We start from the raw sequence: 14,001 nt of genomic DNA, 5'->3' as shown, positions 1-14,001 counted from the left end.
TTAGGTTTAGGAGCTAAAGAGTTTTAAGATGAACGTGGTGGCTTTTCGGTAGAGCTTGAACTTCAACAACACAATGAACCCTATGGAACCGAACTGGATAATCGGGGCAAAGAACTCGCTGCCCCAATCCGTGCCGAACAGGTTGTCCCAAAAATTGGTGTTGATCTCCGTATAGAGATTGTTCACAAAAACGTTTACCAGAAAAAAGGCGGGCACCAACATATAGATCCCGGTATACAGTTTGAAATAGGAATAGGCAAGCGTTCGGAACTTCTCAAAAACGGCCAGACTGATGACCAAGGGGAAAAATGCCTGCATGATGCCCAATAGAAAATAACGTTCGGCCAAAAACAGTGGATAGATGAACAAATCCAACAACCATAGGAATACCCCTATGATAAAGGCCAGCAGTTTCAATCCATACAATGGAGTGACCAAAGCCTCATAAAGCATGGCCATGGCTTTTTTGGCGGCTTCCAAAGCACCCACATCCCGTTCCAGGTCCACATCCTGTAGTTGCAAAGGGAGAAGTGCAGGAGCTGTGCCCCTAAACTGGGATTCGATGGCGACTAAGATACCATCGAACACCTCCAGTACCTGGGTGGAAAAGATGACCAAAATGAGAATGGCAAAATTCTTGGCCAGTTCAGTAGGTGTCAGTCCCCAAGTATGGCCATCGGTGCTGGCGATGCCCTCATTGTACTTTTTGAGGATGTTCACCAAGAAGAACAATATGGCCAAGGCCTTCATTCCCGTAATGGTATATTGGGAAAAGTCGCTGTTCTTAATAGTCTGGAAAATCGTGTCCACATATTCTAAACCCATCTACCTAATATTTAGCCTCCCGGTTATTGATTCTGTCCTGCATCTTTCGAAAGGAAATGATCTCCCGATAGCGACGGGTCTTGTTTGTAATCTCCGAGACCATTTCCTTGGACTGCCGTTCTTTTTCAGTCAATAGTTCTGTGCGCTCGGCATCGGTCATCTTCAACAGATTGTTGGACAGGATATGGTTGATAAAGTCCAGGTCATCAATGGCCGTGGCCATGATCTGCTCAAAGGATTGGGATACCTGTTCGACTTCCCCTGCTTTGATATAGGGGGAATCCAGTATCTCCCGCACATCGCTACGCACCATGCGGAAAAGGATCTGGTGGTTTCGTGCCATCTCCCTAATGGCCTTCAGCTGTTTGATGGCATTGTTCACCATAACGATATTGTCCTTTTGTTCCTTTAAGAACTTGACCGTTTTCAACAGTTCGGAGGTCTGTTTGGCAGATTCAAAAAGCGATTTGGTCATGCTGACAAAGTTGGTGTTGTCATATACCGGCATCCCTTGGGCGGTAACACGGAAAGGTATTAAGAGGTTAATAATTAGTATTATTCCTAAGATTCGCATTGTTTTTTTCATGATGTTTTGTTCTAGGTGTTTTGTTCTAGGTGTTTAGAAATTCCTTGATAGCTTCTTCCATATTGTTGGTCCTATCGTAAATGGCCATAATGGCCTCATTTTTAGTGCCATCTGTCAAGTAGGCGGCATACGCCTCCGGGGGTACTTCTAATCGGAAAATGTTGCTCTCCTTCCCTATCTTGATAAATATCTCGGTGTACTTTTTATCTCCGGTCAGATTGTTCCGAATGGACTTCAGTTGGTTCAGGTCATGGCTCGATAGGTTGAGCCTGTTCTTCAATTCACTATAGCCCTTCTCGTTCCGTAGGCTATAGATGATTTGGGTGTTTTCCAAAATACTGGCCGATGTCGAGTTGTTCGGTAATTGGTTGATGGATTGCAGAATGATTCCAATGGCCCCGTTCTGTTTCCGGATGGCCTGATAATAGTATTCTACGCTCTCCAATACATTGGCAAACTTCAGTTGTTTGGCAAACTCATCAAAGAGGATGATTCCCCTTTCGGTACGATTCCGCCATATGGTACGTTGGATAGCCGATTTGATGAGCTTGAGCATCACGGACAATATTTCCTTGTTGTCCTGCACTTCGTCCAGTTCAAAGACGATCATCCGTTTGTCCTCGATCTTGTAGGTCTGGTCCTCTTGGGTACTAAAGAGAAAGCTGTACGGCCCACCGTCCACATATTCGGATAGAATATGCAGAAAATCAAAGACACTGAAATGTTCCTCTTGGATGTTCAGTTCCCTAACAAGGGAATCTTTTCTTTCATCCACGAATCGGTACAGTGAGTTCAGTGAATGTAGTTTCCTGACATGTTTATAATAGTATAGCAACACCTTTTTCATGGCCACCTCCCTCACTTTTGTTGTTTTGGGTTCTGCCAAGAGCTCCAAGAGAAACACTGCCAGATCTTCCAGTCGCTCCGGGCTTAGGTCGGCCTCATTGGAGATATAAAATGGATTGATGCCCAGATTCTTTCCTTGTTCATAACGCAGTATGGCATATTGATCGGGGTAGAGCTTGGCAAACTTGGCATAGGAACCGCCCAGATCGATGATGACCAGTCGGACATTGGCCTCGAAATACTGACGAAGGATGTTGTTAGCCAAAAAAGATTTCCCTTCTCCCGTAGGTGCAAAAATGGCAAAGTTTCGAGCCTTGATGCGTTTCTTTTGCTTGTCCCAGACATCTTTCAGTACTGGGATGTTGTGTTGTCTGTCATTAAAGATGATTCCAGTTTTGTCAGATTTGTAATTGGTGTTGTTGATGTACAGGCACAATGCATGCTTTAAATCGGTGACATACAGGTCTCCATTGGAAAAATTGGATACATGACAGGGATGGGAATTCAAAAAATAATGCTTCCGTTCCTCACTCTTTGGATAATAGGGAGTCATATCAAGTTCTTTGAATATTGCCTTTATATTGCTAGCTATCCTTTTCAATTGTTTGGGTTCGGAATGCCAGAAAATAATGTTCAGATGCCCACGTATGATACGGGAGGTATCATCTTCGTTTATCTGGTCAAGGATGTGTTGGATCTTCTTAAGGACAACCTTGTTCTGGGTACCGAAGTTGGAACTCTTGCCAAGTTCCTCTACTTTCTTCTCCAATAGCTTGCGCCATTTGTGCTTGTCATCCAAATAGAGGATATGGTTGGTGATATGGTTCTCTTCCAAGTCCAATCCCAATCCATCGACATAGCCTTGATGGAAGATAAAATCATCAGAACCGTATTTTTCGTTGGTTCTGCTACTCTGCACGGTTTTTCCGAAACAAAGCTCACTATTGATGGCAAGCACGTCAAAATGATGGTCACCAATACCAATTTTCTGCTTGTCCATTTGGATATCAGTATCACATCCCTCATTGAACCCATTAAAATAGCTTTTGGTAAGAGTGAGGATATCATAGGGTGCCATTGGCAACAATGACACCTTTCGACCATTATTGATAAAGGAAACAGCATCGCTTATGGAAGTTATGAACTGGTTGACCTTGTGATCAATTTTCCTATGGATACCCTTTTCCAACTTTCTGAACGGGTTTACATATTTGGCAGTATTCAGCGCTCTGTCCATGGGAAGAATAAAGAACAGGTAGCTTTCGTGGCCCAGGAACTGCCTCCCCTTAAAATGGTCATAAGTGGCTCTTTCTAAAAAACTGGTGTTGGGTAGTTCACTAGCTGTATAGGTTTTCTTTTGATAAACATCTTGTTTATGGATAATCGTCCCCGTGGGAAGGGATTTAAACGCCTGGAACCAGTGGCTATGCAATTCTTCAAAATCCACTTCCGACTGGGAATAGATTTCTGGAAGATCCACTTTGTAACAGAGTACCACGTTGCCACTCCTTGAATATACAATATGACTTTGGATGTCCATTATGGGATGGTATGTCGCCAAATCAATCTTCATAGGTCAAATGACTTATTCTTTTGTTACTGATGGTCTTGGGGAACACTCTTTGAAAATAGAACAGGACAGGTTTTTGGGTGATGTGTGTCAGTGTCACATATAGGATTATATTAAACACCAGAACTGAGACGATCACCAACAGGCTGAACGAAAAGATGATTACCAATAATGATAGTATCACGGATGTCATCATCAAAGCGAACAGGGATATGGGGAGCCCCATGACCATGGCACGTTTTCGGATATCCCGATATATTTCATAGTGTTTCATTTTACACTACGATTCCTATGAGGTACGTAAAGATGCCAACCACCGCTCCTGCAATAAGCACGAAGACCAACACCCGGGTAATCCCTTTTTTAAGATCTGCATTCTCCCCAAAAAAGTGTCCTGCATTGAACAGGAAGCCTATCAGAAAAATGACTCCTAGAATTATAGGGAAAATGGCCCTGATGGTATCGGAAACATCATTGACTGAATCTTCTATTCCCCCGATCTGGGCTAAAATGGGGTTGGGAATAAAGAACAATAACAATATTGCATACATTGAATTTCTCATATCGTAAACAGCTTAAGATTAGACAGTTTTTGATAGTCGAAATATATATCATATTTAAATTAAAACCCTGTATATCAGTACTTTGTTAATAAAATATAATTTGATTCTGAATGCTTCCCATTGATGTGGGTTAACATCATAATTGATGTAAAATTGAAGTTGTCGTGTTAATAACCCAAAAGTTTTGGACTGGATCACGCCCAAAAACGTCAAACTTCAAGTGTACCCGGTTCAAGTTTTTATGATTTTGCCTCGAAATTTTGTCTTGATTTTGGTCAAATAAATGTAATTACCATCAACCCGATTCGTTAGGAAAAAACTCCAAATGGTGGGTATGAAAGTGATTTAAACAAAAAAATATCACGGCTTTGGCATAAGGTGTATTAAAGAAATAAAAAAATATGGCACAATCGGTTTTTGGGCTCTTTGCAAAAGTGGCGGTCTAGAAAGAGTTTTGGTTTATTGCCAGCTATTTCTAGCGGAATCTCAATGGATGTCATTAACAATCAACTCAAATAATATCCAAGCCCATTTACAACAAGCTTTTTCAAGCTATCAATCCAAATTTATGGTGGTTGGCAATTGGGTATTGCACCGAATGGCAAATAGCATAAATTCTTGATAAAGTTCTGCAGAGGGAAGGTATATCGAATATTTTACAAAAATTCCCTTCATCCTTTTTTCTCAAATTTTTTTAACCGTGTTTGATAAGACTGTAAATAATTGCGTTTGCCCCTTTCGCTTAAATAGGATGAGTCGATAAATTCTATGACCTTTTCAGAATTTGACAATAGATTATTAAGAATTCCTTCGCATTGGTTCTTACTAAGCCCTACATGTTCTGCAAGAATGAGAAATTGCTCTATGATTTTTCCATTGGCCAAATTTCTAGGTAACAACCCATCGTCCAGGGCAAAGACCGAGTCTTCAATGTGTATCCTGGTATTGAGCAAATCATAAGCTGGGCTTAGTCGAAAATCACCAAGAGGTGTTTCCAGCAACGAGAAATTTTTGAAATGCGCATCACCGTTTGAAAACAAATAGTTGAAAATGAGTAATTTAAAAAGTTTCGGTGCCTCTACGCGATATGCAGGTAGATTTTTTTTCATGAGTTCGAACAGCTCCAAATAATTTCCCAAATATTTATAGTGTTCCCCATGTGTCTGGGGAGTCCTTCCCCCCAACGAGGCAAAATCTTCTTTGGCAAGTTTTTCGCCTTTCTCAATTACATCAAATCTTTTGGTAATATAGGCGGGTGTTCCATCCTTAAAGAAAATGATTGCATTTTCTGCGGTCTCTATATCAAAAACCTGTCTAGCGATTTGCATGGTTAGATGCTCATTGGCCGGCATCTGGTCCGGGTTTTTACCGGCACCGGGTATTGGCTTTAAGATGTAGGTACCTTGCTCCCCTTCAACAATGAGGCGAAGCTTGTTCTTCTCCAATAACACAGAGAATTTTTCTTGTACCCCTGAAATGGAAATGCGTTTTCGGTTCTCAAGGAACAGTTCATCGGTGGCCTCATTGCTTGTCGGGGAATCATATGGTAGTATATGGTCCACCTTCTTTCCATCAAACATTCGCCTTAAACACGTTCTACTATAGGTATCATGTCCATATTTCAAGGTGCCAGGGCAGTATTTTATGATTGACATATTCATATGGGCTCTTACATTTTCTTTACCGTAACTGCACCTATGGTATCATATTGGGCCGTGGTAAGTAATAAACCAAAGTAATCGTTTTCGTCAATACGCATATGTGTACATACTATTTTCTTATTGGTCCCTTCCGGGAGCATATTATAAAAAAAAGGGAAAAGATGGTCAGAGTTATACTCTTGTCTCTCCTTTGGTAAGGTCAGACTTATAGAGGGCTTACTATTATCCATTATCCATTGGTCATTGTACCAGAATATAAAACTGCCGTCATCGAGCTGGGTAAGCAGACCTGCTTCCTCTTTTTTAAAGTATACCTTGGCCTGTCTCATGAATTAGTTACTGGAAGTTTTTGTATCCGCAGGCATACCTCCATTCCAAGGACGTCAGCAATTTTATCCAAGGTATCCAAAGTGGGGTTGCCCTGTCCCCGTTCAATTTGATAGAGCGTGGTTACACTCACCCCGGCCAGTGCTGCCAATTGTGGTTGGGTGACCTTTAGTGCTTTTCTCCGTTCTTTTATACTTTTTCCTATCATTTTTAACAGCATACTGTTATTTATATGTAAAAATACAAATAAAATATCATTTTACTGATATTTTTACATGAAATATATGGTTTAGAAGAGTAATTCCTATAAATATCACAGTATACTGTGATATTTGATTAAGGAGAACCTCAGAAATGGAATATGCAATAATAGTAAACAGTCTTAGTCCTCAATAACAGTTTACTTCGGACGGTAATTCTTCACTATTTATTAGAAAACTTATGATACAATCGGTTTTAGACTCTCCACAAAAGGTGCGTTCTGTAAAGAGTTTGGATTTGTTGACACATATCTTTACAGGTCATTCTTAGCGGTGGATATTGGAGCAAAAGGTCAAAATGTAAAAAGTTGCTCAGTTTGAATGTGATTTTATGGAGTAGAAATGTACTTTTAGAATATCATCCTAACCTATTTGTTTTACCAAAATTATCTTAGGCCCTAAAGAATTATTCAAAATGAAATTCAGCCTTTTCACCAGTTTCAAAAGATACTTGAAAATTTAAAATTTGGTTGAATCCGATTCTATATATATCAATAGGGGATATGCTTTCCCTTCTGCATATGGCCGCAATGGATTCCTCTCCCTTGAGCCCTTCCAGTACAATGCGAATCTTCTCTTCCGAGTTGAATCTCCTGCGGGTCTGTCTTTTAATGTTTTTGACAACTGCCTGAGCTGTCCTCTTTTTTGGTCGTGCCATTAGTTTATTTTTTAAGGTTTAAAATGATTCCTTGAAAGCATGCTTTCAAGATAGATAGATAACCATCAATTAACTTTATCCTTAACCGGTAAACATTATGCTGAAGCTCTACAACTTACTTTAAGCAAGATAAGCTTAGAATTAAGTTACTAACCTTAACAGGAATTGGGAGAATTTAGGGAGTTATATGGGTCTTTACTTTGGGGATGGTGCTTCCTCTTTTAATCCAAGTGCCCAATAAGGAAGCTTATATGCATACTTGAACAATGGAGCAGAAACATGGTAGCTAACCAAGTTGTAAAAAAAAACCGCCAAAACCATTTGGTTCTGACGGCTTCCATTCGAAAAACCTAACAAAGCTATTTTTTAGAAATTACCAGGATTCTGCGTTATGTTGGGATTATTGTTAATCTCATCATCTACAATTGGAAATATGACTTTGTTGGCTCCAGGCGCAGATTCAGCCCCACCTCCAGGCCTTAAATTTTTGTTGTTGCGCAAAAGGTCCATTCTACGATGACCTTCAAAACAAAGTTCCTTGCGTCTTTCGTTTAAAATATCATCCAATACTAAAGTGATAAGTTCATCAAGCCCAGCTCTGGCCCTGAGAAGATTAATGTCATTTTGCGGGCTATCCCCAACGTTGGTATTGTTCCTAAAATTGGCTTCTGCCCGTGTTAAGTACATTTCTGTAATCCGCAAAATCATCCCATCTGAAGCATTGTTGACCACATCTGGATATTTGGTGGTGAAAAAAGTATCGTTGCCTCCCGCATCGGCAGCAGCTTGGGATAATTCTTCAAACCGTCTATCGCCCGGTTCTGTGGCAAAGGCATCAATTAAATCCTGGCTAAATGGGGCATCTCCCCTTCCACCTGGGGCAGGATTGTAAAAATTCACGTATACTTCATCGGAACCTGTAGGTTCCTGTGGTCCATCAGTGGGGGTGTTTACTGCCACAAAGATATTTTCCATAGACTCAGGATTGTCATCGTAAAAATCATAATCATCTGCCAGCCCATAGGTTCCTGAAGAGATGACCTGATTTGCCATATCAGCGGCTTCATCCCATTGTTCACGATATAAGTACAATCTGGCCAACAGTGCTTTGGCTGCCCCAGATGTTGCTCGAACCCCGTTGGTTTCGGGTAGAACTGCGATAGCATCCATTAAATCCTGTTCAATAAAACTATGGACTTCATTTACCGTAGATCTCTCATTTTGGAAGTCGGAAATATCACCGCCTTCAAAAGGTTCGCTTACCAAGGGTACACCCAAATTGGTTCCATTTGATACTTGATACGGTTGGGCAAAAAGATTGACCAAGGTAAAATAGGTTAGACTTCTTAAGAATTTGGCCTCAGCTACCAGTTGGGATTTGGTCTCTTCCGTGAGTCCAATAACATCTTCAATGTTCACCTCGGGTAAGTTGACAATGATGTTGTTTGCTGCTCCAATCAATTGATAAGCATCAAACCATATATTATCGATGGAAGCATTTGTAGCGAGTGTTCCAAATTGATCAATCTGCTGCAATGAAGGGAAGCTGCCTACGAATTTCACATCATCTGCCATAAAATCTCCCATCAATTGTGGATTTCCGTTTAAATCACCACTTTGGTTTAGACTATAAACACCTACCATGGCTCCATTAATTGTAGCCAAACTTCCAAAAACGGTATTTGAGGCAACCTTGTCCTCAGGAATTACCTCTAGTTGATCTTCACATGACACCATGATGAAGAAGCTCATAAGTATTGTAAATATTCTCAATGTTTTCATGCTTTCTTTTTTAAAATATTAGTCTTACGCCCATGGTAAAGGACTGGGACTGAGGTGCTGTGAAAAAGGACTCACCTTGGAATAGGGGGTCAATGTCATCGGTCACTTCTGGGTCAATCCCTTCCATTTCACTTTTCTTTAGGGTTAAAAGGTTGGTGGCCGTTGCGTAGAAACGCATTCCATTGAAAATTCCCCCAATTCGCTCTAAGGTCTCTTTTGGAACACTGTATCCCAAAGTAATATTCTTGATCCTTAGATAGGATGCATCTAATTGTTGTAGGGATGATCTTTGGTTGAACAAGTTAAATGTTGGACTAGTAGGGTGTGGTAGAAATGCGTTATCACCGGGTTGTCTCCAAAAATTCAGATTCTGCCTTCTGACGTTCACAATTCCTCCGATGGCATCATTACCATCTGCAAAACGCAAGCCATCTATGACTACATCATTGCCGTAAGAGTAGTTCATCAAAACGGAAAGGTCAAAGTCGAAAACCTTAAAAGTATTGGTCATACCTCCAGAAAAATCTGGTAATGGACTTCCTGTAACGACCCTATCACCGGATCCCGGTTCAGTAGTAACGTTGCCATCAATATCCAACCATTCTGCATCACCGGTTTGTGGGTTTACACCAATGTAGCGAATTAGGAAAAAATTGTTCAGGGACTCACCTTCAATTGCTCTTTGGACGGGGCCATCTATAATTTTTCTTCCATCATCATCGGTGGTCGCATCTTCATTTAGTTTAAGGACTTTGTTTTCAATCTTGGCAAGATTGAAATTGGTGCGCCATTCAAAATTTTGCGAGCGGACGTTTACCGTTCCTAGTTCAAATTCGAGACCTGAGTTTTCCATTTCTCCAACGTTCCTGCTAATGGAAACAAAACCTGTTTGTGGAGGAAGGGTCTGATTCAACAAGAGATCGCTTGTTGTCTTTTTAAAGTAGGTCGCGTTAAGGTTGATTCTTCCGTCTAAAAAAGAGGATTTAATTCCAACATCCAGAGTTTCACTTTCTTCCCATTTGAGATCAGGGTTGGCTGGTTGACTAGGGATAACACCAGACTGGCCATTGTAATCTGCAACGGCACCAGCATCAAATAGACCTAATGAAGGGAAAGTCCCCAACCTATCATTTCCAACGGTACCCAAACTTGCCCGAATGGAAAGGTAATCGAAGAAATTTAAATCTTGGATAAAGGATTCCTCGGACAAAACCCATCCGGCGGCAGCTGACCAGAAATAGCCAAAACGGTTGTTGGCGCCAAAACGGGAAGACCCATCTCGTCTAAATGAACCTTCTACCAAGTACTTACTCTTGAAGTCGTAAGAAACTCTGGAGAACAAACCAAAAAGTCGTGTTGGGAAACGATCTCCGTTAAGCACCGTTGGTGTCGACCCAGAACCTAAATTTCTTAAATCGTCAGTCAAGAATCCCGTAGAGGATACATTAGATCTAGTACGCAAGGTTTCCTCATAGTTAAGACCAACAAGGGCGCTTAAGGTATGGTTCTCTCCAAAAGTATTTGTGTAATTCAAGGTTTGATTGGTTAGCCAGCGATCTTCATTTACGAATATTTGCTGTGCCGAACCTCCTGGAGTATTGAACTCAACGCTACGAATAAATTCTTCAAGATGTAACTTATCTAAACCAAATTCTGAACGCCAGGTCAATCCAGGTAATGGACTTAGTTCGGTAAAAGCATTGCCAATGACTCTAAATGTCTTTAATTCATCGGTGTCCAAATCCACAATCGCAAAAATGTTTGGAATAAAAGAACCGGATTGGGCGTAGTTGCCTTCTTCGTCAAAGGCTTCAATAACTGGACTTTGTAGAAAGGCTGTAGTAAATGGTGCGAAGGTGTTGTTTTCAATTCCAACTCTGTTAAGTCGGTTATTGGTGATGCCCAGATTCATACCGGCTTTTAACCATTCCGTGACTTCCGTATCGATATTGATTCTAGCTCCTTGCCTTTGCTGGGTGTTGCCAATAATAAAACCTTCTGTGTCTTGGTAGTCCAATCCAAAAAAGAAAGAGGTTTTTTCTCCTCCACCTCTGATTCCCAAATTATAATTCTGGGAAATCCCGGTGTGCTGAACACCTCCAAGCCAATCTGTTCCCCCTGAACCAACCGCACCAAGACCGAGGTCCTCTGGGGTCACGGTAGCGTCGTTTTGGATGGATGTTACCTCAGCTTTGAACAAACGGAATTCGTCGGCGGTTAAGATATCAGGAACATCAGTGGATTGGGAGAATTGCGTGTTGACATCCAGTGTCAGGGTAGTTTTTTGGTTTTTGCGACCTTTCTTGGTTGTAATCAAAATTACTCCATTTGCACCCCTCGAGCCATATATGGATGTAGCTCCTGCATCTTTAAGTACGGTTAAGGATTCAATGTCATTAGGATTTACATAAGAAAGCGGATTGATCCCCGTGTTACCACCTCGGGTAAGGGTATTTCCGGCGGTGTCGGTGATTGGGACACCATCAATAACAATTAATGGTTGACTTCCGGAATTAATGGAGTTCACTCCCCTTACCCTAATGACGGCAGCTGAACCCAACACTCCAGAAGCATTTACAATTTGTGTTCCCGCAGATTGCCCTTGTAGCAATTGGTCTGCCGAAACTACCTGTAAATTCTCAATAGCCTCTTGCTTGACAATACCAACGTTTTGGATAATTTTACGCTCCTCTTGGTTGCCATATCCAATAACAACAACCTCTTCCAGCGCTTGGGCATCCTCTTCCATTTGTACGTTAATAGTGTTGGAAGCGCCAACAGTTATACGAATGTCCCGCTGACCCAAATAAGAGAACAATAAGGTTTGACCCTGACTGGCCGCAATAGTATACTTGCCGTCAAAATCGGATTGGGTACCTGTGTTTGTTCCGGAAACAACAATGTTGACACCCGGAAGAGGTAATCCAAGTTGGTCCGTAACAGTACCTGTTACGGTTTTTTCCTGTGCTAGTGCGGTCGTAGCAGTACTGACCAGTAACACCAGCAACATCCATAGAGTTTTAGATTTCATAAATAACAATTTTAAGTGTTAGTTGAATGCAATCTGTTAAACAGGAGCTCAACTTTTTATTTGTCAGCTAATTCAAATAATCCACCCGAGAAATGCGAGAAATGCAAGAATTGGGGAAGAAATAGTTGGCTCCTGTTTTGAAGATTGCTGAGCAAAAAAAATGAAAGAAAACACGGAGATTGTTAATCCTTATAAACCTTAACACATTTGCCGAACAAGATTAACAGCTCTCCGCAAAGCTTTTAGTTTTTGCTGGTTCATAAGGAAAAGCAAAGGGGGTAAGCGGGAAAAAAATCGAGCTTTGCACTTTGATTATAAAAGGTACGGGATCAACGATTTAGATATCAAATCCGCTCAATAAAGGTTGTCGGTTGGGAATACATGGCTCGGTTGGATCATGGCAGATACGGGTTGGGCCTATGGATTAAGCCCCCTTTCCCATAAACTCTGAGGGGGTGGTATGGGTCATTTTCCGAAAGGCTTTATAAAAAGAAACCCTGTTGTTAAAACCACATTGGTAGGCTATTTCCGAAATGGAGGGGACTGTGGTTTCGCTGTGGGAATTCAGGCGATCTTTGGCTTCTTCAATGCGGTATTTGTTGACATATTCGTAGAAATTTAAGCCAAAGTTTTCATTGATGACCTGGGAGGCATGATGTCGGGAAATATCCAACATTCTGGCGATATCATCCAGCCTCAAATCTTGGTTTAAATAGGGTTTTTGGGTCAACATTAAATTTTCCAGTTTGGTCTTAAGTTCTTGGGAAAAGGCTTTGGAAAGTCCTGTTTTTTCATACTTGTGGTTTTTCTCCAACCTAAGAAATCCCTTTAAGTGCCTACGATTTAAGATGGATAAAGGCCACCTTGGTGAGAAAAAACCCAAAGCGAAAAGAATCAAAGGAACAATCTGGGCAAAGCCTATTATAAAAGAATGAAATGTTTCTTTGGACTGTTTCCAGCCCAGATAGTTCAAAAAGGCACTGTAGGGCAAGAGCACTATAAAGAGGAAAGCCAGTTTTTGACCGATTGCACCTCCTTTAGGTTTCCAAAATGAAGCAAGGGTAACGGAAACCTCCCCCTCGGGGTCAATCCATCTTATACATGTATTACCGCGATCACCAATAAATACACTTCTGTCCGGACGGACGGATATACCATAAGATTTATAAAATACCGCTGGGGCTAGATCACCATCATTGTAACCCTGCACACTTCCGGTGAAGGTCGAGACCAACCCAGTCCCCATATCCACCCTTATTATCTTATGGCTACCATGCTCCTTCAACCATAGATTTCCGCTGTCGTCCACGGCAATGCCATTTGGCCAATAAAATTGTGCCATTCCAAAATCGCCATCAGCGCCCCCTCTTTCCTCCTGTGAACCCGCATAGGTCTCCACATATCCGGACGGCCCGTAGGTAAAATTGGGGCAAGCGAGGTCCGATCCATAGGACGCGGACAATGACAAAAAAATCAGCAACAGACAGAGGTTAAGTACTTTCGCTATCTTCATTGTTTTCACTGCTTCATTTATAGCTGTCTCATTGAATGCCAACATATACAGGCCAAAGCCTCTATTGAACAAGGGTTATACTTCTGATTGTATTATTCCCAGTATCGACAATGTAAATCCACCCAGTTACCGGAGACCCAAACTCCAAATGGAGTAAAAACTTGGCTCCCAAGCTATTGTGGTGACGCTCCCTAGGAATCTATCTGCCTTATACAGTTTTTTACAGTGTCCGCTCGAAGCTTTATTTCCTTTGTAGCATTAGACAAAAGGAATTTAGCCTTGAACTTAAACATAGAAACACCTCATTCGTATCAATTAATGCCATATAATACTCATCTATAAGAAATATCGGACAATGTGAAAATCAAACGCAACGATA

The 14,001-nt window shown here is 41.3% G+C and carries 11 protein-coding genes and 1 pseudogene; all 12 read right to left on the bottom strand.

Annotated features, from left to right (window positions below; translation table 11 throughout):
- Nucleotides 1–6 precede the first annotated feature (6 nt).
- The 12 genes and pseudogenes from FGG15_RS18445 to FGG15_RS18390 all read right to left on the bottom strand — a co-directional run bounded on the left by FGG15_RS18445 (nt 7) and on the right by FGG15_RS18390 (nt 13,622).
- A complete protein-coding gene (locus FGG15_RS18445; RefSeq protein WP_138839110.1) occupies nt 7–825 on the bottom strand; it encodes a hypothetical protein in 819 nt (272 codons plus the stop codon).
- A gap of 4 nt (nt 826–829) precedes the next feature.
- Entirely contained in the window at nt 830–1,411 is a 582-nt protein-coding gene (locus tag FGG15_RS18440; RefSeq protein ID WP_138839108.1) for a conjugal transfer protein, read from the bottom strand.
- A 25-nt stretch (nt 1,412–1,436) separates the two neighbouring features.
- Complete coding sequence (locus tag FGG15_RS18435) at nt 1,437–3,830, bottom strand: TraG family conjugative transposon ATPase (protein WP_138839106.1); 2,394 nt, start codon at nt 3,828–3,830, stop codon at nt 1,437–1,439.
- On the bottom strand, nt 3,820–4,101 hold the full coding sequence (locus tag FGG15_RS18430) for a hypothetical protein (RefSeq protein ID WP_138839104.1): 282 nt from the start codon (nt 4,099–4,101) through the stop codon (nt 3,820–3,822). The genes FGG15_RS18435 and FGG15_RS18430 overlap by 11 nt, the downstream gene beginning before the upstream one ends.
- Nucleotide 4,102: 1 nt before the next feature.
- Nucleotides 4,103–4,390 (bottom strand): hypothetical protein, encoded by a 288-nt coding sequence (locus FGG15_RS18425; protein ID WP_138839102.1) that lies wholly within the window; start codon nt 4,388–4,390, stop codon nt 4,103–4,105.
- 671 nt (nt 4,391–5,061) lie between these two features.
- Nucleotides 5,062–6,045, bottom strand: coding sequence for a type II toxin-antitoxin system HipA family toxin (locus FGG15_RS18420; protein WP_313791002.1), 984 nt, complete (start codon nt 6,043–6,045; stop codon nt 5,062–5,064).
- Between the two features lie 14 nt (nt 6,046–6,059).
- Nucleotides 6,060–6,380 (bottom strand): HipA N-terminal domain-containing protein, encoded by a 321-nt coding sequence (locus tag FGG15_RS18415; protein ID WP_138839099.1) that lies wholly within the window; start codon nt 6,378–6,380, stop codon nt 6,060–6,062.
- Complete coding sequence (locus FGG15_RS18410) at nt 6,377–6,586, bottom strand: helix-turn-helix domain-containing protein (RefSeq protein WP_138839097.1); 210 nt, start codon at nt 6,584–6,586, stop codon at nt 6,377–6,379. The genes FGG15_RS18415 and FGG15_RS18410 overlap by 4 nt, the downstream gene beginning before the upstream one ends.
- 551 nt (nt 6,587–7,137) lie before the next feature.
- A pseudogene (locus FGG15_RS20500) lies at nt 7,138–7,296 on the bottom strand (transposase); the annotation flags it as partial.
- 366 nt (nt 7,297–7,662) lie between these two features.
- Nucleotides 7,663–9,078 carry a RagB/SusD family nutrient uptake outer membrane protein gene (locus FGG15_RS18400; protein ID WP_138839093.1) on the bottom strand — a complete coding sequence of 472 codons (1,416 nt, stop codon included), beginning with the start codon at nt 9,076–9,078 and terminating at the stop codon, nt 7,663–7,665.
- 10 nt (nt 9,079–9,088) lie between these two features.
- Nucleotides 9,089–12,109, bottom strand: coding sequence for a SusC/RagA family TonB-linked outer membrane protein (locus FGG15_RS18395; protein ID WP_138839091.1), 3,021 nt, complete (start codon nt 12,107–12,109; stop codon nt 9,089–9,091).
- 424 nt (nt 12,110–12,533) lie between these two features.
- The gene (locus FGG15_RS18390) at nt 12,534–13,622 is read right to left on the bottom strand and encodes a helix-turn-helix domain-containing protein (protein WP_161992009.1); all 1,089 of its coding nucleotides are present in this window, start codon (nt 13,620–13,622) and stop codon (nt 12,534–12,536) included.
- Nucleotides 13,623–14,001: the final 379 nt, after the last annotated feature.

The sequence above is a fragment of the Flagellimonas algicola genome (assembly GCF_005937185.1).
Lineage (GTDB): Bacteria > Bacteroidota > Bacteroidia > Flavobacteriales > Flavobacteriaceae > Flagellimonas > Flagellimonas algicola.
The sequence above is the reverse complement of the archived record's forward strand: the minus strand, read 5'-3'. Positions and strand labels throughout refer to the sequence as shown.

Coding starts and splice junctions, on each gene's coding strand:
- FGG15_RS18430 (WP_138839104.1), bottom strand. CDS start 4,101: ATGAAACACTATGAAATATATCGGGATATCCGAAAACGTGCCATGGTC.
- FGG15_RS18415 (WP_138839099.1), bottom strand. CDS start 6,380: ATGAGACAGGCCAAGGTATACTTTAAAAAAGAGGAAGCAGGTCTGCTT.
- FGG15_RS18420 (WP_313791002.1), bottom strand. CDS start 6,045: ATGTCAATCATAAAATACTGCCCTGGCACCTTGAAATATGGACATGAT.
- FGG15_RS18445 (WP_138839110.1), bottom strand. CDS start 825: ATGGGTTTAGAATATGTGGACACGATTTTCCAGACTATTAAGAACAGC.
- FGG15_RS18440 (WP_138839108.1), bottom strand. CDS start 1,411: ATGAAAAAAACAATGCGAATCTTAGGAATAATACTAATTATTAACCTC.
- FGG15_RS18395 (WP_138839091.1), bottom strand. CDS start 12,109: ATGAAATCTAAAACTCTATGGATGTTGCTGGTGTTACTGGTCAGTACT.
- FGG15_RS18410 (WP_138839097.1), bottom strand. CDS start 6,586: ATGATAGGAAAAAGTATAAAAGAACGGAGAAAAGCACTAAAGGTCACC.
- FGG15_RS18390 (WP_161992009.1), bottom strand. CDS start 13,622: ATGAAGATAGCGAAAGTACTTAACCTCTGTCTGTTGCTGATTTTTTTG.
- FGG15_RS18435 (WP_138839106.1), bottom strand. CDS start 3,830: ATGAAGATTGATTTGGCGACATACCATCCCATAATGGACATCCAAAGT.
- FGG15_RS18425 (WP_138839102.1), bottom strand. CDS start 4,390: ATGAGAAATTCAATGTATGCAATATTGTTATTGTTCTTTATTCCCAAC.
- FGG15_RS18400 (WP_138839093.1), bottom strand. CDS start 9,078: ATGAAAACATTGAGAATATTTACAATACTTATGAGCTTCTTCATCATG.